The sequence below is a fragment of the Curtobacterium sp. MCLR17_044 genome, from assembly GCF_003234435.1.
GTDB lineage: Bacteria > Actinomycetota > Actinomycetes > Actinomycetales > Microbacteriaceae > Curtobacterium > Curtobacterium flaccumfaciens.
This window is the reverse complement of sequence record NZ_QKTC01000005.1, coordinates 151,965-174,252: the sequence shown is the minus strand read 5'-3', so window position 1 is coordinate 174,252 and position 22,288 is coordinate 151,965. Positions and strand designations below refer to the sequence as shown.

The following is a 22,288-nucleotide window of genomic DNA, read 5'->3' as shown; positions in this document are numbered from 1 at the left end:
CTCCACAGATCGGGTCCCGGGCCAGCGCTGAGCTGCTCGTTCCTGGTGCGATGGGGTCATGTCCCGGTTCACCGCACGTTGCGTGATCGTGGGGGCCGCGGTCGCGCTCGTCGTGGCCGGGGTCCTCGCGCCGATCAGCGGCGCGGGGCAGGGCGTCCTGCTCGGCGCGGGTGCGTGCTGCGCGCTGGTCGACGTGGTGCTGCACCGTTCGGCCTCGCCAGACCCGGTCGCGGTCGTCGCTCCGCGCGGACCCGACCAGCCCGCCGAGCCCGGACCGCTCGGTGCGCCGGAAACGCTGACGGGCACCGTTCCCGAGGACGGCGACGGCACGCTGGCACTCGTCCTCGGGCACGGTCCGGGCGGCCGCGTGGTCCGGGTCGACGCCGCGTCCCACGTCGTGGTCGTCGGTGCCGGAGCACTCTCCGTCGCGGTGTTCCGCGGGCTCGCCGAGCAGCTCCGAGCCGCTGCCGTCCACACCGAAGAGGACCTGCGCTGGGCCGCTGCTCCCGAGGTCCTCGACGCCGTGGGGGCCAGCAGCGCCGATCCAGCCCCGAGCGCCCGGTCAGCGAGCACCCGGGCAGCAAGCAGCCTGTCAGTGCACGCCCTGCCGTCGGGGACCTCGGTCGCGGTGCGGATGGGGGCCGACGGTCGACCGCACGGCTCCGTGGTGCTCGTGGCCGGACTCGGATCAGCGCCCCGTCAGCGGGACGTCACCGTCGAGGTCTCGCGGTACGGCTGCTCCGTCCGTCGACCCGACGACCACGCGGTCGTCCGGGTGTCCCCGGCGCTGCCGGTCCTCGTACCCGACCCCGTGGGCGCCGATCGATGACCAGCGCCGACGCTTGACCAGCGCCGGGCAACGATCAGCGCAACCCGGCGCCGACCCGCACCGCGCCGACGGGCACGCCACCACCGAGCACCCGCTCACCCGTCGCCTCGAGCACCTCGGCCACCCCGTCCGACGCCGCGAGCCCGTTCCGCTCGAGCAGCGCCAGGGCCGCCAGGGTGCCGGCCCGCTGTGAGCCGTCGAGCACCTTCACGGCCACGGCGGCGCCTCCGGGCAACCCCATGACCATCACGCCCTCGGCACCGAGCTTCGCCAGCACCTGCAGTCGCTCGATGGTGACCGTGTTCGCGCGTCCGACGCCGTCGATCGCCCACGGGTGCGCCAGGACCGCGTCGGTCAGCGCAGCGGAGTCGTCGTCGGCCCGTGCCACCACACCGGCGAACCCGCGTGCCAACCCCGTCAGGGTGAGCGGGAACACGGGGGCGCCGCAGCCGTCCGTACCGACCAGGTCGACGGTCTCGTGCGTGTACTCCTCGACGACGGAACGCACCCGCTGCTGCAACGGGTGCTCGATGTCGAGGTACGTGGCCTCGTCCCACCCGTTCACCCGGCAGGCCGCGAGCATGCCGGCGTGCTTGCCGGAGCAGTTCATCGCCAGGCGGCGGGGGCCGTCCATCGTGCGGGCGGTCCCGCGGTCGAAGGGCATGTCGGGCGGACAGCCGAGGTCGGATTCGACGTGGTCGAAGGACTCGAGCATGTGCAGGGCGAGCGCCTGGTGCGCCGCGGTGCCGGCGTGACTCGCGGTGGTGAGGACGAGTTCCTCGTCGGAGAACAGCGCACCGGAACGTCGGACGGCCAGGGCCTGGAACGGCTTCATGGTGGAACGCGGGTAGATGCTCGCGGTCACGTCGCCCACGGAGTCGATCACCGTGCCGCTCGCGTCGACGACGACGCCGGCGCCGACGTGTCGGCTCTCGTCGAACCCTGAGCGTTCGAGCACCGCCAGCTCGACGGAACCGTCGGCGGTGAGAGGATGGCGATCACTGCGGACTTCGGGGCTCACCGTCATGCCGCCATGCTAGCCAAGGCGAAGGGGCGCACCCGTGCACGACCACTCCTACGAGGTCTCCGTCAGCTGGACCGGCGACCGCGGGACCGGCACCTCGGGGTACCGCGACTACGGACGCGAACACGTGGTCTCCGCGACCGGCAAGCCCGACGTCCCCGGCTCCGCCGACCCGACGTTCCGCGGGGACCGTGACCGCTGGAACCCCGAGGAGATGGTGGTCGCGGCGCTGGCCCAGTGCCACATGCTCAGCTACCTGCACGTCGCGGTGACGAAGGGCTTCACCGTCGTCGACTACCAGGACACCGCGACCGCGTCGCTCCGCCTGAACCGCGACGGTTCGGGTGAACTGACCGAGGCGACCCTGCACCCGGTCGTCACGATCCTCGAGGCCGACCGGGTCGCGGACGCCGAAGCAGCACACGTCACCGCCAACGAGCTCTGCTTCATCGCGCGGTCCGTGGCGTTCCCGGTGCACCACGAGCCGCAGCTGGTCGTCCGACCTGCGTCATTGGCAGGGGACTCTTCGACAGGTGGGGCAGACTAGGTCCTCGTGAAGCGTCTCCGCCTGCTCCCGATCGCCATCGTCCCCGCCGTCGTGCTGGGACTCGCCGCCTGCTCCGGCTCCGGTTCGAACGGGTCCTCGGCTTCGCCGACCCCGTCGGCCAGTGCCACGGCCTCGGCGATCACCTCCTGCCCCGACCCGGGCAAGTCGTCCGATGCCATCAAGGCGACCGGGTCGTTCGGCGGACCGAAGGCCCCGACGGTGAAGTTCTCGTCCGGCCTGTCCGCGAAGACGCCGCAGGCCACCCGCCTCGTGAAGGGCAAGGGCGCGGCGCTCGACGAGGGCGACTACGCGCAGGTCTCCTACAGCGTGTACGAGGCTTCGGACGCCAAGAAGCTCGGCACCGTCGGCTTCGACGAGGGCAACCCGCAGGTGCTCTCGGTCGGCGGATCGGGCTTCGGTGCGCTCCTCGCCTGCTCGAAGGTGGGCGACCGCGTCGCCGCGGTCGGACAGTCCTCCGCACTCGGCTTCAACACCGGCGGTGAGATCGTCGTGGTCGCCGACGTCGTCGCGCAGACCCCGACCAAGGCGACCGGCACCCCGCAGGACCAGGACCCGGGCCTGCCCACGGTCAAGGACAAGGCCTCGGGCGAGCCGGAGATCACGGTCCCCGACGGCGTCAAGGCGCCCACGAAGACCACGGTCGAGGTGCTCAAGCAGGGCGACGGCACCGAGATCGCCGACGGCGACACCGCACTCGTGCAGTACAAGGGCGTCGTCTACGACACCGGCAAGGAGTTCGACTCCTCGTGGTCGAAGGGTGTCCCCACCACCTTCACCGTGTCGGAGAGCGCGCTCATCAAGGGCTTCGTCACCGGGCTCGTCGGGCAGAAGGTCGGCTCGCAGGTCCTGATCGTCGCCACGCCGGAGGACGCCTACGGCGCGAACCCGCAGGAGGGCTCGGGCATCCCGAAGAACGCCACGCTCGTCTTCGTGGTCGACATCCTCGCCAAGGGCTGACCGTGACGGACGGCCGCCTCGGCACCACCGGTCCGGACCGTCGGCGGATCGTCGTCCTCGGTAGCACCGGCTCGATCGGCACCCAGGCGCTCGACGTGGTCGCCCGCAACCCCGACCGGTTCGAGGTCGTCGGGCTCACCGCCGGCAGCAACCGCGACCTCGTCGCCGAGCAGGCCGCCCGGTTCGGCGTCCGCGAAACGGCGTTCGGCGCGGCCGACTCGGAGCAGCTCGTCCGGAGCGTCGAGGCAGACGTCGTCCTGAACGGCATCACCGGCTCGGTCGGCCTCGGCCCGACGCTCGCGGCCCTCGAGACCGGTGCCGTGCTCGCCCTCGCGAACAAGGAGAGCCTGATCGTCGGCGGCTCCCTCGTGCAGCAGGCCGCGGCGCCCGGGCAGATCGTGCCCGTGGACAGCGAGCACTCCGCCATCGCGCAGGCGCTGCGCTCCGGCGCCGACGCCGAGGTGCAGCGGCTCGTCCTGACGGCGAGCGGCGGTCCGTTCCGTGGGCGCACCCGCGAACAGCTCCGTGACGTCACCCCCGCCCAGGCACTGGCGCACCCGACCTGGGACATGGGTCTCGTCGTCACGACGAACTCCGCGACCCTGGTCAACAAGGGACTCGAGGTCATCGAGGCCCACCTGCTCTTCGACGTGCCGTACGACCGCATCGACGTCACCGTGCACGCGCAGTCGATCGTGCACTCGATGGTCGAGTTCGTCGACGGCTCCACCATCGCCCAGGCGTCGCCGCCGGACATGCGTCTGCCGATAGCGCTCGGCCTGGCCTGGCCGGACCGGGTGCCCGGCGTCGGCGTGCCGCTCGACTGGACGACCGCGAGCACGTGGACGTTCGAGCCGCTCGACCAGGACGCCTTCGGCGCAGTCGCCCTCGCCAAGCGGGTGGGTGAGCTGGGCGGGACGTTCCCGGCCGTGTTCAACGCCGCGAACGAGCAGGCCGTCGCCGCGTTCCACGCGGGCGCGATCGGTTTCCTGGACATCGTCGACACGGTCGAGCGCGTCGTCGAGGAGCACACCGCGGGGGAGCCGTCACTCGACGGCGTGCTCGCGGCGGAGCAGTGGGCCCGCACCGCTGCGGACCGCGCGCTGACCCGCTGACGCGAGTCGCGCCTCCCGTCCGACGCGGAGGCGGCAGACCGCGGACGTGACGCACCGGCCTGGAGGCCCAGCTCGCCTCTCAGACGGCGCTCGGCTCCGTCATGGAATCAGTCCCGTACTCTTTCCCGGTGACCGTCGAATCCGTCCTGCTCTTCGTCCTCGGCGTGGTCGTCTTCATCATCGGCCTGCTGGTCTCGATCGGACTCCACGAGCTGGGGCACCTGTCCTTCGCGAAGCTCTTCAACGTCAAGGTGACGCAGTACTCGCTGGGCTTCGGCAAGGCGATGTGGTCGTTCAAGCGGGGTGAGACCGAGTACGGGATCCGCCCGATCCTGCTCGGTGGGTACATCTCGATGGTCGGCATGCTCAAGCCGCGCGCCTCGGGCCGGGCGAACGCCATCACGAACACCGGCATGTACGGCGCGTTCGTGCAGGACGCCCGCCAGGCCAGCGCCGAGCAGATCGCGGACTCCGGCGGTGACGACTCCCGCGCCTTCTACCGCCTGACGCCGTGGAAGCGGATCATCGTGATGGTCGCGGGCCCGGCGATGAACCTGGTGATCGGCATCGTGCTGTTCGGTGTGCTGCTGTGCGGGTTCGGGGCGCCGACGACGACCTTCACGTCGAGCGTCGGGTGCGTGCTGCCGAACAGCCAGACGACCGAGTGCTCGCCCGGCGACGCTGTGTCCCCGGCGAAGCAGGCGGGCATCGAGTCCGGCGACGTCGTGCTCTCGGTGAACGGTGAGCAGGACCCCACCATCACCCGCGTCTCCGAGGTCTTCCAGGAGTCCGCCGGTGAGCAGGTCACCGTGGTCGTCGAGCGCGACGGTGCCCGCAAGACCCTCGAGATCACCCCGACGACCGCCACCCGCGACGTCTACGACGCCGAGGGCAAGGTCGTCAAGAACGACGACGGCACCACGAAGACCCAGCGCGTCGGCGTGGTCGGCGTCAGCATCGGGCAGTCCCTGGTGCGGCAGTCCCCGGCCGAGGTGCTGCCCGCGACCGGCGCCCAGATCGCGGCGTCGGCGCACCTGATCATCGACCTGCCGCAGCGCCTGGTCGCCGTGTGGAACGCCGCGTTCGGTGCCCAGGAGCGGTCGCAGGACAGCCCCGTGTCGGTGGTGGGCGTGGGCCGCGCGATCGGCGAGGTCTCGTCGATGAGCGGCGTCCCCGTCGTCGACAAGGCGTACACGATCCTCGGGCTGCTGGCCTCGCTCAACATCGGCCTGTTCGTGCTGAACATGGTGCCGCTGCTGCCGCTCGACGGCGGACACATCGCTGGTGCGCTCTGGGAAGCGATCAAGCGACGGTCGTTCAAGCTCGTCGGCAAGGCCGATCCGGGGCCCATCGACCTGGCGAAGACGATGCCGCTGACGATGGTCGTCGTGGTGCTGTTGGCGGGGATGAGCGCGCTGCTCATCTACGCCGACATCGTGCGGCCGGTGAACCTGTTCGGGTAGTCGCTCCGGCGCTACGCTCAGCGGATGACCACAGCCGCCCCGAACCCTCCCGAGGTTCGCACCGTCGAGCGCCAGGGCCTCGACGTCATCGCCGAGTCCGATCGGAGGGGCACCCCACGGGGACTGTTCTGGCCGTGGTTCGCCGCCAACATCTCCGTGCTCGGCATCGCCTACGGGGCGTTCGTCATCGGGTTCGGCATCTCCTTCTGGCAGGCCACCGCCGTCTCGGTCGTCGGGGTGGTGTTCTCGTTCCTGCTGTGCGGCGTGGTCGCGATCGCCGGCAAGCGGGGGTCGGCGCCGACGATGGTGCTGAGCCGTGCGGCGTTCGGCGTGCGGGGCAACCGGGTGCCCTCGTTCCTCAGCTGGATCCTCACCGTCGGGTGGGAGACCTCGCTCGCCGCACTGGCGGTCCTGGCGACCTCGACGGTCTTCACCGAGCTCGGCTGGGACGGCGGGGTGCTGACGAAGGTCGTCGCGCTGGTCGTCGTCGCCGCGCTCGTGGTCGGGGCCGGCGTCGCGGGCTTCGACGTGATCATGCGCCTGCAGACCTGGATCACGGTCATCACGGGGGTGCTCACCGTCGTCTACATCGTGCTCGCGGTGCCCTCCATCGACTTCGCCGCGATCGCCGCGATGCCCTCCGGCAGCGGTCAGCAGGTCATCGGGGCCCTGGTCCTGGTGATGACCGGCTTCGGCCTCGGCTGGGTGAACGCCGCCGCTGACTACTCCCGGTACCTGCCGCGGGCCGCGTCCACCGGTGGGGTCGTCGGGTGGACGACCTTCGGCGGCGCGCTGGCCCCGGCGATCCTCGTGGTCTTCGGCGTCCTGCTCGCCGGGTCGTCGCCGGACCTGAACGCCGCCATCCAGGACGACCCGATCGGCGCGCTCACCACCATCCTGCCGATCTGGTTCCTCATCCCGTTCGCGATCGTGGCGATCCTCGGGCTCGTCGGGGGAGCGGTCCTCGACATCTACTCGTCGGGCCTCGCGCTGCTGAGCGTCGGCGTGAAGATCCCGCGGCCGGTCGCCGCCGGGGTCGACGGCGTGTTCATGGTCGCCGGCGCCGTGTACATCGCCTTCTTCGCGACCAGCTTCGCGAAGCCGTTCCAGGCGTTCCTGATCACCCTCGGCGTGCCGATCGCGGTGTGGGCCGGCATCTTCGTCGCGGACGTCCTGCTGCGCCGACGCACCTACGCGGAGTCCGAGCTCGACGACCGTCGCGGCCGCTACGGTGACGTCCGGTGGGGCGCGATCGCCCTGGTCGCCGTCGGCACGGCGCTCGGGTGGGGGCTCGTCACGCTGGCGTCACCGGCGTGGCTGTCGTGGCAGGGCTACCTGCTCGGCCCGTTCGGCCTCGGTGGCCGCGAGGGGCCGTGGGCCTACGCGAACCTCGGCGTCCTCGTCGCCCTGGTCGTCGGGTTCCTCGGCACGCTGCTGTTCGCTCGCGGCTCGATCCGCCGCCAGGAAGCACTCGCCACGCCGGAAGCACCGAGCACGCCGGACGACCTGCGATGAGCGCGGAGATCCCCGACGACGCCTGGCTCGTCGTCATCGACATGCAGCAGGTCTTCACCGGCGAGAACCCGTGGGCCGCCCCGCGGTACGACCACGCCGGCGCCGGCATCGAGCGGCTCCTGCCGCGGTTCACGGGCCGCACGGTCTTCACCCGCTTCGTGGCTCCGGCGGAGCCCGAGGGTGCGTGGGTGCCGTACTACCGCGACTGGCCCTTCGCACTGGTGCCGGACGCCGACCCGCTGTACGCGCTCACCGAGCCGTTCGCGTCGGCGGCAGCGGACCGGAACGACCCCGTCGTGACGGAACCGACCTTCGGCAAGTGGGGGACGAGCCTCCAGGCCGTCGTCGGCGACCACCCGCACCTGGTGCTCACGGGGGTGTCGACCGACTGCTGCGTGCTGTCGACCGCGCTGGCGGCGGCCGACGCGGGTGCGACGGTGACCGTCGTGGCGGACGCCTGCGCCGGCGCCAGCGACGAGGACCACGACCGTGCGCTCGCGGTGATGCGGCTCTACGCCCCGCTGATCACGGTCGTGGACTCGGTCAGGGAGCTCTGAACGGACGCACGGGGACCGGACCCGGCACGGTCAGACCGAGCGCGTAGAGTGCTCACGTGCCCGCAGTCAACCTCGGTATGCCCAAGTCCCCCGAAACCCTCGCTCCGCGTCGCAAGTCGCGGCAGATCCGGGTCGGCAAGGTGCTCGTGGGCGGCGACGCCCCGGTGTCCGTGCAGTCGATGACCACGACGCAGACCACCAACATCAACGCGACGCTGCAGCAGATCGCCGAACTCACGGCGTCGGGCTGCGACATCGTCCGGGTCGCCGTGCCCACGCAGGACGACGCCGACGCGCTGGCGATCATCGCGAAGAAGTCGCAGATCCCCGTGATCGCCGACATCCACTTCCAGCCGAAGTACGTCTTCCAGGCGATCGACGCCGGCTGCGCTGCCGTCCGCGTCAACCCGGGCAACATCCGCAAGTTCGACGACCAGGTCGGCGCGATCGCCAAGGCAGCCAAGGACGCCGGCGTCTCGCTCCGCATCGGCGTGAACGCGGGGTCGCTCGAGCCGAGCCTGCTGCAGAAGTACGGCAAGGCCACCCCCGAGGCGCTCGTCGAGTCCGCGGTGTGGGAAGCCTCCCTGTTCGAGGAGCACGACTTCCACGACTTCAAGATCTCGGTCAAGCACAACGACCCGATCGTGATGGTCAAGGCCTACCGGCAGCTCGCCGCCGCCGGTGACTGGCCGCTGCACCTCGGCGTGACCGAGGCCGGCCCGGAGTTCCAGGGCACGATCAAGAGCGCCACCGCGTTCGGGATCCTGCTGGCCGAGGGCATCGGCGACACCATCCGCGTGTCGCTGTCCGCCCCGCCCGCGCAAGAGGTCAAGGTCGGCCTGCAGATCCTGCAGTCGCTCAACCTGCGCGAGCGCAAGCTCGAGATCGTCTCCTGCCCGAGCTGCGGTCGCGCGCAGGTCGACGTCTACCAGCTCGCGAACGACGTCACCAAGGGGCTCGAGGGCATGACCGTCCCACTCCGCGTCGCCGTCATGGGCTGCGTCGTGAACGGCCCGGGCGAGGCGCGCGAGGCCGACCTCGGCGTCGCCTCGGGCAACGGCAAGGGGCAGATCTTCGTCAAGGGCCAGGTCGTCAAGACCGTGCCCGAGGCCGAGATCGTCCAGACCCTCATCAACGAGGCGAACCGCATCGCGGACGAGATGGGTCCGGCCGCCGCCACCGGCACGCCCCAGGTGATCATGGCGCCGTAGGCGCGACCAACCTCCGACCGGAGGCCCGGTGCCAGCTGGCACCGGGCCTCCGGTCCGTCGTCGTGCGGTGCTGGTGCCGGCGCCAGCGCCGGTCGGCACGGTGCGCGCTTCGCGAGCGGCCGCCGGGTTGATCGCCCGGTGCGAGGCTGCAGGCGCGCACGCAGCGGCTGGTGCCGCACCGGCCGATGAACCTCGCACCGTGCGGCTCCGCTCCGCGTCGCCCGCGGCGCGGCCGATGCGGGCGACGCACCGCGGACCGGCCCGGAGGCTCGCTGCGGCTGCTCGTCGCGCGTCCCCTCCGCACGGTGCGGACTTCGCGAGCGGCCGCCGCGTTGACCGCCCCGTGCGAGGCTGCAGGCGCGCACGCAGCGGCCGCCGCCGCACCGGCCGATGAACCTCGCGCGGTGCGGCTCCGCTCCGCGTCGCCGGCGGCGCCCGCGACGCGCGTGCCGCACCGCGGACCGGCCCGGAGGCTCGCTGCGGCTGCTCGACGCGCGTCCCCTCCGCACGGTGCGGACTTCGCGAGCGGCCGCCGCGTTGACCGCCCCGTGCGAGCCTGCAGGCGCGCACGGAGCGGCTGGCGCCGCACGAGCCGGCGAACCGCGCACCGTGCCGAGCGGCGCCGCTCGCGCCCAGCGGCGGGCACACCGCAGCGAACCCGCACCGTCGGCCCGCCGCCACTAGGCTTGCCCCGTGGTCACACGGCTTTCGCATCTGTTCCTCCGTACGCTCCGCGACGACCCCTCCGACGCCGAGGTGACGAGCCACAAGCTGCTCGTCCGCGCCGGGTACGTCCGTCGCCAGTCCCCGGGGATCTTCGCCTGGCTGCCGCTCGGCCTCCGGGTACGCGCCAAGATCGAGGCGATCATCCGCGACGAGATGGTCGCCGCCGGTGCGCAAGAGGTCCTGCTGCCCGCGCTCCTGCCGCGTGAGCCGTACGAGGCCACGAACCGCTGGACCGAGTACGGCGACGGCATGTTCCGCCTGCAGGATCGCAAGGGTTCCGACTACCTGCTCGCACCCACGCACGAGGAGATGTTCGCGCTCCTGGTGAAGGACCTGTACTCGTCCTACAAGGACCTGCCGGTCACGCTGTTCCAGATCCAGGACAAGTACCGCGACGAGGCCCGGCCCCGCGCCGGGCTCCTGCGCGGCCGCGAGTTCACCATGAAGGACGCGTACTCGTTCGACCTCACCGACGAGGGCCTCGAGCGCAGCTACCAGGTCATGCGTGACGCGTACGAGAAGATCTTCGCCCGCCTCGGCCTCGACTACGTCATCGTCAAGGCCGACGCCGGCGCGATGGGCGGCTCGAAGTCCGAGGAGTTCCTGCACCCGATCGGCGTCGGCGAGGACACCTTCGTCCGCAGCGCCGGCGGCTACGCGGCCAACGTCGAGGCGTACGTCACCCCCGTCCCCGAGTCGCTGCCGATCGAGGGCCAGCCGGAGCCCGTGCTGCTGCCGGCGTCGGACACCCCGACGATCGACACGCTCGTCGCCCACGCGAACCAGGTCGCGCCGCGCGAGGGCGCCCCGTGGACCGCTGCCGACACGCTGAAGAACGTCGTCCTCGCGCTCACCCACCTCGACGGCACGCGTGAGGTCGTGGTCGTCGGCCTGCCCGGTGACCGCGACGTCGACCTGAAGCGCGCCGAGGTGTCGTTCGCCCCGGCCGAGGTCGAGGCCGCCGGCGACGACGACTTCAAGAAGCACCGCGGCCTGGTGAAGGGCTACATCGGCCCGCAGGTCCTCGGCGCCGACAGCGCCACCGGCCTCCGCTACTTCGTCGACCCGCGTGTGGTCGGCGGCACGAGCTGGATCACCGGCGCCAACGAGCGCGGCGTGCACGTGTCCGGCCTCGTCGCCGGCCGTGACTTCGTGGCCGACGGTGTCGTCGAGGTCTCCGACGTCCGCGCGGGTGACCCGTCGCCGGACGGCTCCGGCCCCCTCGAGACCGCGCGCGGCATGGAGATCGGGCACGTCTTCCAGCTCGGCCGCAAGTACGCCGAGGCGCTCGGTCTCAAGGTGCAGGACGAGAACGGCAAGCTCGCGACGGTCACGATGGGCTCGTACGGCATCGGCGTGACCCGCATCCTCGCGATCCTGGCCGAGTCCCACAACGACGAGAAGGGCCTGGTCTGGCCGAAGAACGTCGCGCCGTTCGACGTGCACATCGTCGCCACCGGCCGTGACCAGGTGGCCTACGAGCTGGCGGCGTCCGTCGTCGCCGAGCTCGAGGGCGAGCGGTTCGACGTGCTGTACGACGACCGCCCCAAGGTCTCGCCCGGCGTGAAGCTCCGCGACGCCGAGCTGCTCGGCATGCCGATCGTCGTCGTCGCCGGTCGCGGCGCCGCCGAGGGCGTCGTCGAGCTGTGGGACCGCGCGACCGGCGACCGCCGCGACGTGCCGGTGGCCGAGCTGCTCGACGCGGTCCGCGCGATCTAGACGCGACCCCTGACGGACAGCAGGCCCGTGGCGACGCCGCCACGGGCCTCCTGTCCGTCTCCTGGTTCTGGGGTACGCTTGTGGCCGACTTCTGCGCAGTTCCACCCCGCAGGAGCGACTCATCTGAATACGGAGGCACCTCGGTGAAGATCGATCTCGCAGTCCTGCGACTCATGGAGCGCGAGCGGGAGATCCCGTTCGACGAGCTCGTCCAGATCATCGAATCTGCCATCCTGACCGCCTACCAGAAGCACGCCGACGAGAACGGCGAGCCGGCCCACGCGCAGTCGCGTGTGGAGCTCGACCGCAAGTCCGGCGAGGTCAGCGTCTACGTCCCCGAGCTGGACGACGAGGGCACCGTCATCGGTGAAGCCGTCGACCAGCCGAGCGACTTCGGACGCATCGCGGCCTTCGCGGCGAAGCAGGTCATCAACCAGCGCCTGCGCGACATCGGCGACGACAAGATCCTCGGCGAGTTCCGCGGCAAGGAAGGCGACATCGTCGCGGGCGTGGTCCAGCAGGGCCCGAACCCGAAGATGGTGCACGTCGACCTCGGCACGATCGAGGCGATCCTGCCGCCCGAAGAGCAGGTGCCGGGGGAGTCGTACAAGCACGGCTCCCGCATCCGCGTCTACGTGACGAGCGTCGCCCGCGGCAACAAGGGCCCGCAGATCATCGTGTCGCGCACGCACCCGGGCCTCGTCCGGAAGCTCTTCGCACTCGAGGTCCCGGAGATCGCGTCCGGTGTCGTCGAGATCACCTCGCTCGCCCGCGAGGCCGGCCACCGCACGAAGATCGCCGTCAAGGCGAACGAGCCCGGCGTGAACGCGAAGGGTGCCTGCATCGGCGAGCTCGGCGCACGTGTCCGTGCGGTCACGAACGAGCTCGGTGCCGAGAAGATCGACATCGTCGACTACTCGTCCGACCTCGCATCGTTCGTCGCGAGCGCCCTGTCGCCGGCCAAGGTGACGAGCGCGTTCGTGCTCGATGCCTCGACGAAGGCCGTCCGCGCGCTCGTGCCGGACTACCAGCTGTCGCTCGCGATCGGCAAGGAGGGGCAGAACGCCCGCCTCGCCGCGAAGCTCACCGGTGCCCGCATCGACATCCAGCCGGACTCCATCCTGGACGGCGAGGACTAGGACGATTTCGCTCCCGGCGCGCCCTGCGAGGGCGCGCCGGATCGCGCACGTCCGAGGCAAGGAGTAGAGTGGTTCCCGTCAGAACGTGCATCGGCAGTCGTCGTCGCGCTTCCCGATCCTCCCTCCTCCGAGTCGTCGCCCTGAGCGATGGCCGTGTCGTGGCGGATCCGAAGGCAGTCATGCCGGGCCGGGGAGCGTGGCTCACACCGACCGTCGATGCCTACGATCTGGCCGTCAAGCGCAGGGCTTTCCGCCGTGCGCTCCGGTTGGATCGCGATCCCGACACGTCCGCGGTGCTCGACCACATCGTCGGTCTCCCACAGGAACCGGCCGAGCGCCCGGACATGACAGAACAGGCTGAACGGCTTATGGACAACTGATGAGCGGCTCGAAATGAGACCCGTCATCCATTGAGTCCTGCCCCTTCACGGGGTGGGACCCGTGAAGGAGAACAGTGGCTAAACCACGCGTACACGAGATCGCAAGCGAACTCGGCGTCGACAGCAAGACCGCACTCGAGAAGCTCAAGGAGCTCGGCGAGTTCGTTCGGGGTGCCAGCTCGAGCATCGAGCCCCCCGTGGCACGGAAGCTCCGTGCCGCCCTCCAGGCAGACGGCGCCCCCGCGGCGAAGCCCGCCGCCTCGGCCTCCGCGCCGAGCGCACCCGCCAAGGCCAGCGCGCCGAAGTCGAGTGCACCCAAGCCCGGCGGTCCCCGTCCGGGTCCGGCTCGTCCGGCACCGGCTCCCGAGCCCGAGGCTCCGGCAGCACCCGCTGCCGACGTCCCCGCACCGGCCGCACCGAAGTCCGTCGCCCAGCGACAGGCCGAGGCCGAGGCCGCGCAGAAGGCCCGTGCCGAGAAGCAGGCCGCTGAGAAGCAGGCCGCCGAGCAGGCAGGCGGGTCGACCGACGCTGCTCCGAAGTCCGACGCCGTGAAGCCGGGCACCAGCCCGAAGGCTCCCGCGGCAGCCGGTCCGAAGCCGGGTGGCCCCAAGCCCGGTGCACGTCCGGGCAACAACCCGTACTCGTCGAACCAGGGCATGGGCTCGCGCCCGCCGCGCCCCGGCAACAACCCGTACTCGTCCAACCAGGGCATGGGCCAGCGCCCGGCCGCCGGCGCAGCCGGTGGCGGTGGCATCCCGCGTCCGCAGCCCCCGCGTCCGGGCACGCCCCGTCCGGGTGCTCCGCGTCCGGGTGGTCCCGGTCAGGGCAACCGTCCCAACGGCTTCGGGCAGCGCCCGGGCCAGGGTGGTGGCCGTGGCGGCCCCGGTGCCCGTCCGGGTGCCGGCGGCGGAGCCGGTGGCGGCTTCCCGCGTCCGGCCTTCAGTGGCCCGCGTCCCGCCGGTGGCGGTGGCCGTGGTCGTGGCCCCGGTGGTGGTACCGCCGGTGCGTTCGGTCGCGGTGGCGGCAAGAGCCGTGCCCGCAAGTCGAAGCGGACGAAGCGCGCCGAGTACGAGATGCGTCAGGCCCCGTCGCTCGGCGGTGTGCAGGTCCCTCGTGGCGACGGCAACACGGTCGTCCGACTCCGTCGTGGTGCGAGCATCTCGGACTTCGCGGACAAGATCGACGCCATGCCCGGCAACCTCGTGACGGTGCTGTTCCACCTCGGTGAGATGGCGACCGCGACCGAGTCGCTGGACGAGGCCACGTTCGAGGTCCTCGGTGACGAGCTGGGCTACAAGATCCAGATCGTCTCGCCCGAGGACGAGGACAAGGAGCTCCTCGAGGGCTTCGACATCGACCTCGACGCAGAACTCGAGGACGAAGACGACGACGTGCTGCAGCAGCGGCCGCCGGTGGTCACCGTCATGGGTCACGTCGACCACGGCAAGACCCGCCTCCTCGACGCGATCCGCAACTCGAAGGTCGTCGAGGGCGAGGCCGGTGGCATCACCCAGCACATCGGTGCGTACCAGATCGTCGCGCAGCACGAGGGCATCGACCGCCCGATCACCTTCATCGACACCCCGGGTCACGAAGCCTTCACGGCCATGCGTGCCCGTGGTGCCCAGGTGACGGACATCGCGATCCTCGTGGTCGCGGCGGACGACGGCATCATGCCCCAGACCATCGAGGCGTTGAACCACGCGCAGTCGGCCGGTGTGCCGATCGTCGTCGCGGTCAACAAGATCGACAAGGAAGGCGCGAACCCCGCCAAGGTCCGCCAGCAGCTCACCGAGTACAACCTGGTGGCCGAGGAGTACGGCGGCGACGTCATGTTCGTCGACGTGTCGGCGCGGCAGAACATCGGCATCCAGGAGCTCCTGGACGCCGTGCTGCTCACCGCGGACGCCGGTCTCGACCTGCGTGCGAACCCCGACAAGGACGCCCGTGGTGTCGCGATCGAGGCCCGGCTCGACAAGGGTCGCGGTGCAGTCGCCACGGTCCTCATCCAGTCCGGCACGCTCCACGTCGGTGACGCCATCGTGGCGGGCACGGCCTACGGCCGAGTCCGTGCGATGACGGACGAGAACGGGGTCGCGGTCAAGGCCGCGACGCCGAGCCGTCCGGTCCAGGTGCAGGGTCTGTCTTCGGTGCCCCGCGCCGGTGACACGTTCCTCGTCACCGAAGAGGACCGCACGGCGCGTCAGATCGCTGAGAAGCGTGAAGCCGCCGAGCGCAACGCCCTGCTGGCGAAGTCGCGCAAGCGCATCTCGCTCGAGGACTTCACCCGTGCGCTCGAAGAGGGCAAGGTCGAGTCGCTCAACCTCATCATCAAGGGTGACGTCTCCGGTGCCGTCGAGGCACTCGAGCAGTCGCTCCTGGACATCGAGGTCGACGACAGCGTCCAGCTCCGCATCCTGCACCGCGGTGTCGGTGCGATCACGGAGTCGGACATCGACCTCGCCACGATCGACAACGCCATCGTCATCGGCTTCAACGTCCGTCCGGACGTCAAGGCCCGTGAGCGTGCGGCGCGCGAAGGCATCGACGTGCGCTTCTACTCGGTCATCTACAACGCACTCGACGACATCGAGCAGTCCCTCAAGGGCATGCTCAAGCCCGAGTACGAAGAGGTCCAGTCGGGCGTCGCCGAGATCCGCGAGGTGTTCCGTTCCTCGAAGTTCGGCAACATCGCGGGTGTCATCGTCCGCTCCGGCACGATCACACGCAACGCCAAGGCGCGCGTCATCCGCGAGGGTGTTGTGGTCGCCGATGGCCTGGCCATCGAGTCACTGCGTCGCTTCAAGGACGACGTGACCGAGGTCCGCACGGACTTCGAAGCCGGTATCGGTCTGGGCAAGTTCAACGACATCCAGATCGGCGACGAGGTCGAGACGACCGAACTCGTCGAGAAGCCGCGCGACTGATCGCGTGACTCCTCTGGGCCCCGGCCTCCCCACGCGGGAGGCCGGGGCCCGACCCCTTTCCCACGCAGGACCACCGGCGGGAAGCGTCCCGCCACTGCCTCAGGAGGCACCCAATGGCCGATCCGCAGCGCGCACGCAAGATGGCGGACCGCATCAAGGAAGTCGTCGCACGTCGACTCGACAAGGGTCTGCGGGACCCGCGACTCGGGTTCGTCACGATCACCGACGTCCGTGTGACCGGTGACCTGCAGCACGCGTCGATCTTCTACACCGTCTACGGCACCGACGAGGAGCGTGCGGACTCCGCCGCGGCGCTCAAGGCCGCGACCGGCATGCTCCGGTCCGAGGTCGGCAAGAACATCACCGCCCGGCTCACGCCGTCGCTCGAGTTCATCGCCGACGCCCTGCCCGAGACCTCGGCGCACATGGAGGACCTGCTCGTGCAGGCCCAGGTGCGCGACGAGCAGGTCCGCGCAGCCTCAGTCGGTGCGACGTACGCCGGCGACGCCGACCCGTACAAGCGCGACGAGGACGAGGACGACGACGACGCTGCCGAGACCGACGGCTCCGCCGAGCCGCGTTCCTAGACCCCGGGCAGCTGGTAGCCGCTCGCGTCGTCCCCGACGGCCAGTCCGTCACGCAGGAGCGACGCGAGCGCCCGGTCCCGCTGGTCGGCGTCCGGCCACACCGGTTCGATCTCGGACCGGGTGACCGGCACGTCGCTGGCGCGCAGCTCGGCCATGATCAGGCCGCGCACCTGGCGGTCACTGCCGGCGAACTTCGCCTGCCGCGGAGCCCGCGGCCCGTCGTGCTCCGGGTACCCGGCCGCACGCCACGCGCAGCGGTCCGCGATGGGGCACGCATCGCACGCGGGGGAGCGGGACACGCACACCAGCGCGCCGAGCTCCATCACGGCGGCGTTCGTGGCGGCGGCGTCGTCGCGGTCCGCCGGCAGCACGGACTCCATGAGCGGGAGGTCCTGCTTCGCCTTCGCCGGCCCGGGTTCGCCCTGGCCGAGGACCGCACGTGCGAGCACGCGGCGCACGTTGACGTCCACGACCGGGTGCCGGTCGCCGTACGCGAAGACCGCGACGGCGCGGGCGGTGTAGTCGCCGATGCCCGGCAGAGCGAGCAGAGCGTCGACGTCGCGGGGCACGACGTTGCCGTGGTCGTTCGCGATGGCGGTCGCCGCCGCGTGCAGCGCGAGCGCGCGTCGCGGGTAGCCGAGCCGGTCCCAGGCACGCACCGCCTCGGACGGGGGCGAGTCCGCGAGGTCGCGAGGCGTCGGCCACCGGGTGAGCCACGCCTCCAGTCGGGGGACCACGCGCGCGACCTGCGTCTGCTGCAGCATGATCTCGCTGACGAGCGTCCCCCACGCGGGGAAGCCGGGGCTGCGCCACGGTAGGTCCCGCGCCTGCTGCCGGAACCACGCGATCAGCGGGGTCGCGATGTCGGGCCGTTCCGGCGTGGCCGGCTCCTGCACACCGCGTCGCGCGGTCGGTTTGTCCACATCCGGTCTGGAGGCCCGACTCGCGTTCACCTCGACAGCCTACGGTGGACGCATGGCACGCTGGGCACCCGAAGAGACCGACACGATGGCTGCGATCGCCGCAGAGGCGATCGCGCAGGTCGGCACGAACCGCACGGTCATCGGCGTCGACGGGCAGGACGGCACCGACCTCGAGCGGGTCGCGGCCGCGCTCGTCACCGGTTTCGAGCAGCACGGGGTCTCCGCGATGGCGGCCGCCGCGCCGTCCGCCGACCAGGACACGCTGCGGTCCGACCTGGTGACGCCCTTCCGCACGACCGGAGCCGGTGACGGTGTCCTGATCGTGCACGGACGGGGCATCCTGGCTCACGGGGTCCGTACCCTGTGGCGCTGGTCGCTGTGGGTCGAGCAGGAGTCCGGCCGGCTCGAGCGCCGCGCCGACGTGAAGATCGCGGCCTCCGCCGTGCTCGACGTCACCGATCCCGAGCACCCCCGCCGCGAGTGGAACGACGCCTGCTGACCGGCGCTGGTAATCTCGGCTGGTGCTCGAAACCGCGCCGGACGGCATCCTCCTCGTCGACAAACCGCAGGGGATCTCCAGCCACCGGGTGGTCTCCATCGCCCGACGGCGCCTCGGCCTGAAGAAGGTCGGCCACGCCGGCACCCTCGACCCCATGGCCACCGGGCTGCTGCTGCTCGGCATCGGGCCGTCCACCCGGTTGCTGACGCACCTGGTGGGCCTCGACAAGACCTACACGGCGACCATCCGGCTCGGTGTCTCCACGGACTCCGACGACGCCGACGGCACGCCGACCGCTGCTGTCGGTGTGGGAACTGCCGACGTCTCGGACGACGCCGTCGAGACCGCCGTCGCAGCACAGCGGGGCGTCATCGACCAGGTCCCGTCCACGGTCAGCGCGATCAAGGTCGACGGGCGCCGCGCCTACGACCTGGCGCGCAAGGGCGAGGCGGTGGAGCTCAAGTCCCGCACGGTGACCGTCTCGCAGTTCGACGTCACGACGCGGAACGAGCGGACCGTCGCCGTCGACGGCACCGACGTCGCCGTGGTGGACCTCGACGTCGTCGTGACCTGCTCGTCGGGCACCTACGTCCGCGCGCTCGCCCGTGACGTCGGCGCTGCCCTCGGCGCCGGGGCGCACCTCGTCGCCCTCCGTCGGACACGCGTCGGACCGTTCGACGTGCAGGACGCCATCGACCTCGAGGACGACGCCGTCGACGTCCGCGCCGCGCTCGCACGTCCGGCGGACATCGCCCGGCGACTCTTCTCGTCGGTGACGCTCGACGCAGCCTCGGCGAAGGACCTCACCGACGGCAAGCGCGTCGCGGCCGAGCACCCCGACTCGGACGGGCCGGTGGCAGCGGTCACGGCGTCCGACGACCGGCTGGTCGGCCTCGTCTCCGTCCGCCGCGGACTGCTCCGGGTCATCACGAACTTCCCGACGCCCGGTGCGTCGTCCTCCTCGCAGACCGGAGCCCGCGCGTGATCGAGTGGTACATGTGGGTGCAGCTGGTGCTCGCCGTCGTGGTGGGGCTCTTCGCGGTCGTCGTGGGGTTCATCGGCTGGAAGCCGAACGACTACACCGTCGGCGCCCTCGTGCTCATCGAGTTGCTGCTCCTTGCGCAGGGCGTCATCTCGATCGTGCTGCCGGCGACGGGCAGCCCGCCCGACGGCAACGCGCTCGAGTTCGGCGTGTACGCCGTTTCGGTGCTGCTCGTCCCACCGGCCGCGGTCGTGTGGGCGCTGATCGACCGCACGAAGTGGAGCACCGTGGTGCTCGGCGCGGGGGCCTTCACCGTCGCGGTGATGGTCTACCGGATGTACCAGATCTGGTTCGCGCTGAACTGACGCCGGAGGTCATGCGCGCAGCCGCGCGTCGGTAGAATCGGTGCAATGGCGACCAGATCCTCACTCGCGACCGGCATCGGCCGCGTCCTCATCGCCGTGTACGGCATCCTCGCGCTGGCGGCGACCGGACGCAGCGTCGTGCAGATCATCGAGAAGTTCTCGTTCGCACCCTTCGCGTACACGCTCAGTGCCATCGCTGCCGTCGTCTACATCGTCGCGATGATCGCCCTCATCGTGCCCGGCCGGTTCTGGTACCGGGTCGCCTGCGTCACGATCGTGTTCGAGATGACCGGCGTGCTCGTCATCGGCACCCTGTCGCTGTTCGACCGCCAGCTGTTCCCCGACGACACCATCTGGTCGTACTACGGCTTGGGCTACGCCTTCGCGCCGCTCGTGCTGCCGATCGCCGGGCTCTGGTGGCTCCGCAAGCACCACCGCACCGCGGTCGCCGAGCCGTCGGCACCGGCTGCGTCCTCGTCGACCGCCCCGGCGAGCGAGTAGGAGCCACCGTGCAGTTCTACGAGGACACCGCCGACGTGGCGGACGGGTTCGGCCCGAGCGCCGTCACCATCGGCAAGTTCGACGGCGTGCACGTCGGGCACCGAGCCGTCATCGCACACCTCGAGCGTGCCGCCCGCGAGCACGACCTCGTGGCCACCGTGGTCACGTTCGACCGCCACCCGCTCAACGTCATCGACCCGCCGCACGTCCCGCCGGCCCTGACGAGCACCGCGCAGCGCCGCGAACTGCTCGAGGACGCCGGGGTCGACGCCACCCTGCTGCTCCGGTTCGACCAGGAACTGCAGTCGAAGTCGCCCGAGGCGTTCGTGTCCGAGATCCTCGTCGACACCCTGCACGCCCGGCTCGTCTTCGTCGGCAGCGACTTCCGCTTCGGTGCGAAGGGCGCCGGTGACGTCGCGTTGCTCCGGACCCTGGGGGAGCAGCACGGCTTCACCGTCGAGCTCATCGACGACGTGGACCTGATCGACGACGTCCGACCCGACGGTGAGCGCCGCGTGTCCTCCACCTGGATCCGGGAGCTCCTGGGCCAGGGCCGCGTGGCCGAGGCCGCACGACTCCTCGGGCGGGAGCACGCCGTGCGGAGCGTCGTCGTGCACGGCAACCAGCGCGGCCGTGCGATGGGCTACCCCACAGCGAACCTCGACCCGGCGTGCGAGGGCTTCGTCCCCGCCGACGGTGTCTACGCCGCCCAGGTGCTGCACGACGGCACCGTCTACCCGGCGGCGGTGTCGGTCGGTAACAACCCGACGTTCGAGGGTGTGCCCGCGAAGCAGATCGAGGCGCACCTGCTCGACGTCGACATCGACCTGTACGGCGATCGGATCTCCGTGCTCTTCGTGTCGTACGTGCGCGGCATGGTCAAGTTCTCGTCGATGGACGAGCTCGCCGCGCAGATGCGGCAGGACGACCTGGACATCCGGCTGCTGCTCGGACTGCCCGCGCCGGTCTGACCTGCCGAGCACACTGGTTCCCCCGTACGACGACGCCCCGTACGACGACGCCCCCGTGACCGATCGGTCACGGGGGCGTCGTTCGTGCTGCGGAGGCTCAGCCGCCCAGGGCGTCGAGCCAGATCTTGCGGGCGTCGAGGGCTTCCTGCGCGTCCTTGATCTTCCGGGCGTCACCGGTGGCCTGCGCCGCGGCGAGCTCGGACTGGAGCTTGCCGATCGCGTCTTCCAGCTGGCTCGCGAGGCCGTTCTGACGGGCCTTGCGCTCCGGGTTCGATTCCTTCCAGTGCGCGTCCTCGAGCCCACGGACGTGGTCCTCGATCGCACGCAGGCGGTCCTCGACCCGACGGACGTCGCCGCGGGGGACCTTGCCGATCTCGTCCCAGCGGCGCTGGATGCCGGTGAGGGTCTTGCGCGCCGCGACACGGTCGGTCGCCTGCAGGAGCGGCTCGGCCTCGGTCAGCAGGGCCTGCTTCGCCTCGAGGTTGGCGGAGAACTCTTCGTTCTCGGCCGCGCTCTCGGCGTGGCGCTGCTCGAACAGCACGTCTCCGGCGGCCTTGAAGCGTGCCCAGAGCGCGTCGTCGTGGCGCTTGCCGGCACGTCCGGCGTTCTTCCAGTCGTCGAGCAGCTGGCGGTAGTCCGGGATCGCGTCGGAACCGCGGGGCGCGAGGGCCTCGGCCTGCGCCACGAGCTCCTGCTTGCGGGTCCGGGCGTCACGGTGCTGTGCGTCCAGCTCGGAGTAGAAGGCACGACGGTGCTGGTCGACGGTGGACCGCGCTGCGCGGAACCGCTTCCACAGGTCGTTCGCCTCGTTCTTGGGGATCCGCGGCCCGTCGTGCTGGTGCTGCTGCCAGCGCGCGAACACGTCGTCGAGCTGCGCCGTGATCTGCTTCCACTGCGCGCGTGCGGGGTCCACCGCGGCGAGTGCCTCGGCTTCCTCCACCAGGGCGGTGCGGTGCGCCAGGGCGTCCTGCAGGGCCTGCTGCGCCTGCTCCGCCTGCTCCTTGGTGAGCGAGCCGAGCTGCTCGGCGAGAACGCCCACGCGGGTCTCGAGCGACTTGATGTCACCCACCACGCGCGCGTCGGCGACCAGGGCCGTCAGGTGCTCGACCGTCCGGGCGACGTCGTTCGCCGACGCACCGCGCTGGACGCGCTGCTCGGCGATCTTCACCTGCCCCTCGAGGTCGGCGTACTTCCGCGCGAAGTAGGCGAGGGCTTCTTCGGGGGTGGCGTCCGGGTACTCACCGACAGCACGTTCGGTCTCTTCGTACCGGACGTACACGGTCCCGTTCTCGTCGACCCGCCCCCAGGTCGTTGCTTCGTCAGATCCCAC

At 71.1% G+C, this 22,288-nt stretch carries 21 protein-coding genes; 18 read left to right on the top strand and 3 right to left on the bottom strand.

Annotated elements, in window-relative coordinates; all coding sequences use genetic code 11:
* The first annotated feature begins 58 nt into the window (after nucleotides 1-58).
* Entirely contained in the window at nucleotides 59-829 is a 771-nt protein-coding gene (locus DEJ04_RS05180) for a hypothetical protein (RefSeq protein ID WP_111046429.1), read from the top strand.
* A gap of 34 nt (nucleotides 830-863) precedes the next feature.
* Here DEJ04_RS05180 and DEJ04_RS05175 read toward each other — a convergent pair whose 3' ends face one another.
* On the bottom strand, nucleotides 864-1,856 hold the full coding sequence (locus tag DEJ04_RS05175; RefSeq protein WP_111046428.1) for an asparaginase: 993 nt from the start codon (nucleotides 1,854-1,856) through the stop codon (nucleotides 864-866).
* 34 nt (nucleotides 1,857-1,890) lie between these two features.
* Here DEJ04_RS05175 and DEJ04_RS05170 point away from each other — a divergent pair, with 34 nt between their 5' ends.
* The 12 genes from DEJ04_RS05170 (at nucleotide 1,891) to rbfA (ending at nucleotide 16,717) form a co-directional block, all read left to right on the top strand.
* On the top strand, nucleotides 1,891-2,400 hold the full coding sequence (locus tag DEJ04_RS05170; RefSeq protein WP_071404620.1) for an OsmC family protein: 510 nt from the start codon (nucleotides 1,891-1,893) through the stop codon (nucleotides 2,398-2,400).
* A gap of 6 nt (nucleotides 2,401-2,406) precedes the next feature.
* Nucleotides 2,407-3,378 (top strand): FKBP-type peptidyl-prolyl cis-trans isomerase, encoded by a 972-nt coding sequence (locus tag DEJ04_RS05165; protein ID WP_071404621.1) that lies wholly within the window; start codon nucleotides 2,407-2,409, stop codon nucleotides 3,376-3,378.
* 2 nt (nucleotides 3,379-3,380) lie between these two features.
* The gene (gene dxr, locus DEJ04_RS05160) at nucleotides 3,381-4,493 is read left to right on the top strand and encodes a 1-deoxy-D-xylulose-5-phosphate reductoisomerase (protein WP_111046427.1); all 1,113 of its coding nucleotides are present in this window, start codon (nucleotides 3,381-3,383) and stop codon (nucleotides 4,491-4,493) included.
* Between the two features lie 128 nt (nucleotides 4,494-4,621).
* Complete coding sequence (locus tag DEJ04_RS05155; protein WP_173034034.1) at nucleotides 4,622-5,956, top strand: RIP metalloprotease; 1,335 nt, start codon at nucleotides 4,622-4,624, stop codon at nucleotides 5,954-5,956.
* A gap of 24 nt (nucleotides 5,957-5,980) precedes the next feature.
* Complete coding sequence (locus tag DEJ04_RS05150; RefSeq protein WP_111046426.1) at nucleotides 5,981-7,471, top strand: cytosine permease; 1,491 nt, start codon at nucleotides 5,981-5,983, stop codon at nucleotides 7,469-7,471.
* On the top strand, nucleotides 7,468-8,028 hold the full coding sequence (locus tag DEJ04_RS05145; protein WP_111046425.1) for a cysteine hydrolase family protein: 561 nt from the start codon (nucleotides 7,468-7,470) through the stop codon (nucleotides 8,026-8,028). Before DEJ04_RS05150 ends, DEJ04_RS05145 begins: the two co-directional genes overlap by 4 nt.
* A 56-nt stretch (nucleotides 8,029-8,084) precedes the next feature.
* Entirely contained in the window at nucleotides 8,085-9,239 is a 1,155-nt protein-coding gene (gene ispG, locus DEJ04_RS05140; RefSeq protein ID WP_171907786.1) for a flavodoxin-dependent (E)-4-hydroxy-3-methylbut-2-enyl-diphosphate synthase, read from the top strand.
* 693 nt (nucleotides 9,240-9,932) lie between these two features.
* The gene (locus tag DEJ04_RS05135; protein WP_111046424.1) at nucleotides 9,933-11,684 is read left to right on the top strand and encodes a proline--tRNA ligase; all 1,752 of its coding nucleotides are present in this window, start codon (nucleotides 9,933-9,935) and stop codon (nucleotides 11,682-11,684) included.
* A gap of 143 nt (nucleotides 11,685-11,827) precedes the next feature.
* Nucleotides 11,828-12,823: a transcription termination factor NusA gene (nusA, locus tag DEJ04_RS05130; RefSeq protein WP_071414715.1), complete on the top strand. Its 996-nt coding sequence runs from the start codon at nucleotides 11,828-11,830 to the stop codon at nucleotides 12,821-12,823.
* A 68-nt stretch (nucleotides 12,824-12,891) separates the two neighbouring features.
* Nucleotides 12,892-13,203 carry a YlxR family protein gene (locus tag DEJ04_RS05125; protein ID WP_031259737.1) on the top strand — a complete coding sequence of 104 codons (312 nt, stop codon included), beginning with the start codon at nucleotides 12,892-12,894 and terminating at the stop codon, nucleotides 13,201-13,203.
* A gap of 74 nt (nucleotides 13,204-13,277) precedes the next feature.
* The gene (infB, locus tag DEJ04_RS05120) at nucleotides 13,278-16,130 is read left to right on the top strand and encodes a translation initiation factor IF-2 (protein ID WP_110864590.1); all 2,853 of its coding nucleotides are present in this window, start codon (nucleotides 13,278-13,280) and stop codon (nucleotides 16,128-16,130) included.
* A gap of 113 nt (nucleotides 16,131-16,243) precedes the next feature.
* On the top strand, nucleotides 16,244-16,717 hold the full coding sequence (gene rbfA / locus DEJ04_RS05115) for a 30S ribosome-binding factor RbfA (RefSeq protein WP_111046423.1): 474 nt from the start codon (nucleotides 16,244-16,246) through the stop codon (nucleotides 16,715-16,717).
* Here rbfA and DEJ04_RS05110 read toward each other — a convergent pair.
* Entirely contained in the window at nucleotides 16,714-17,640 is a 927-nt protein-coding gene (locus DEJ04_RS05110; RefSeq protein WP_375334724.1) for an A/G-specific adenine glycosylase, read from the bottom strand. The two genes, rbfA and DEJ04_RS05110, sit on opposite strands and share 4 nt — an antisense overlap.
* A gap of 52 nt (nucleotides 17,641-17,692) precedes the next feature.
* Here DEJ04_RS05110 and DEJ04_RS05105 point away from each other — a divergent pair, with 52 nt between their 5' ends.
* The 5 genes from DEJ04_RS05105 to DEJ04_RS05085 are packed head-to-tail and all read left to right on the top strand — an operon-like array spanning nucleotide 17,693 to nucleotide 20,958.
* Entirely contained in the window at nucleotides 17,693-18,139 is a 447-nt protein-coding gene (locus DEJ04_RS05105; RefSeq protein ID WP_111046422.1) for a hypothetical protein, read from the top strand.
* A gap of 22 nt (nucleotides 18,140-18,161) precedes the next feature.
* On the top strand, nucleotides 18,162-19,124 hold the full coding sequence (gene truB / locus DEJ04_RS05100; RefSeq protein WP_111046421.1) for a tRNA pseudouridine(55) synthase TruB: 963 nt from the start codon (nucleotides 18,162-18,164) through the stop codon (nucleotides 19,122-19,124).
* On the top strand, nucleotides 19,121-19,486 hold the full coding sequence (locus DEJ04_RS05095; RefSeq protein WP_071403707.1) for a hypothetical protein: 366 nt from the start codon (nucleotides 19,121-19,123) through the stop codon (nucleotides 19,484-19,486). Before truB ends, DEJ04_RS05095 begins: the two co-directional genes overlap by 4 nt.
* 45 nt (nucleotides 19,487-19,531) lie before the next feature.
* Nucleotides 19,532-19,987: a hypothetical protein gene (locus tag DEJ04_RS05090; RefSeq protein WP_111046420.1), complete on the top strand. Its 456-nt coding sequence runs from the start codon at nucleotides 19,532-19,534 to the stop codon at nucleotides 19,985-19,987.
* Nucleotides 19,988-19,995: 8 nt separating this feature from the next.
* Nucleotides 19,996-20,958 carry a bifunctional riboflavin kinase/FAD synthetase gene (locus DEJ04_RS05085; RefSeq protein WP_111046419.1) on the top strand — a complete coding sequence of 321 codons (963 nt, stop codon included), beginning with the start codon at nucleotides 19,996-19,998 and terminating at the stop codon, nucleotides 20,956-20,958.
* 97 nt (nucleotides 20,959-21,055) lie between these two features.
* Here the strand turns inward: DEJ04_RS05085 and DEJ04_RS05080 are convergent, their stop codons facing one another.
* Complete coding sequence (locus DEJ04_RS05080; protein WP_110864584.1) at nucleotides 21,056-22,288, bottom strand: DUF349 domain-containing protein; 1,233 nt, start codon at nucleotides 22,286-22,288, stop codon at nucleotides 21,056-21,058.

Excerpts from the sequence above, each read along its gene's own strand:
- DEJ04_RS05180 (WP_111046429.1), top strand. The coding sequence starts at position 59 with ATGTCCCGGTTCACCGCACGTTGCGTGATCGTGGGGGCCGCGGTCGCG.
- DEJ04_RS05175 (WP_111046428.1), bottom strand. The coding sequence starts at position 1,856 with ATGACGGTGAGCCCCGAAGTCCGCAGTGATCGCCATCCTCTCACCGCC.
- DEJ04_RS05150 (WP_111046426.1), top strand. The coding sequence starts at position 5,981 with ATGACCACAGCCGCCCCGAACCCTCCCGAGGTTCGCACCGTCGAGCGC.
- DEJ04_RS05145 (WP_111046425.1), top strand. The coding sequence starts at position 7,468 with ATGAGCGCGGAGATCCCCGACGACGCCTGGCTCGTCGTCATCGACATG.
- rbfA (WP_111046423.1), top strand. The coding sequence starts at position 16,244 with ATGGCCGATCCGCAGCGCGCACGCAAGATGGCGGACCGCATCAAGGAA.
- DEJ04_RS05105 (WP_111046422.1), top strand. The coding sequence starts at position 17,693 with ATGGCACGCTGGGCACCCGAAGAGACCGACACGATGGCTGCGATCGCC.
- DEJ04_RS05090 (WP_111046420.1), top strand. The coding sequence starts at position 19,532 with ATGGCGACCAGATCCTCACTCGCGACCGGCATCGGCCGCGTCCTCATC.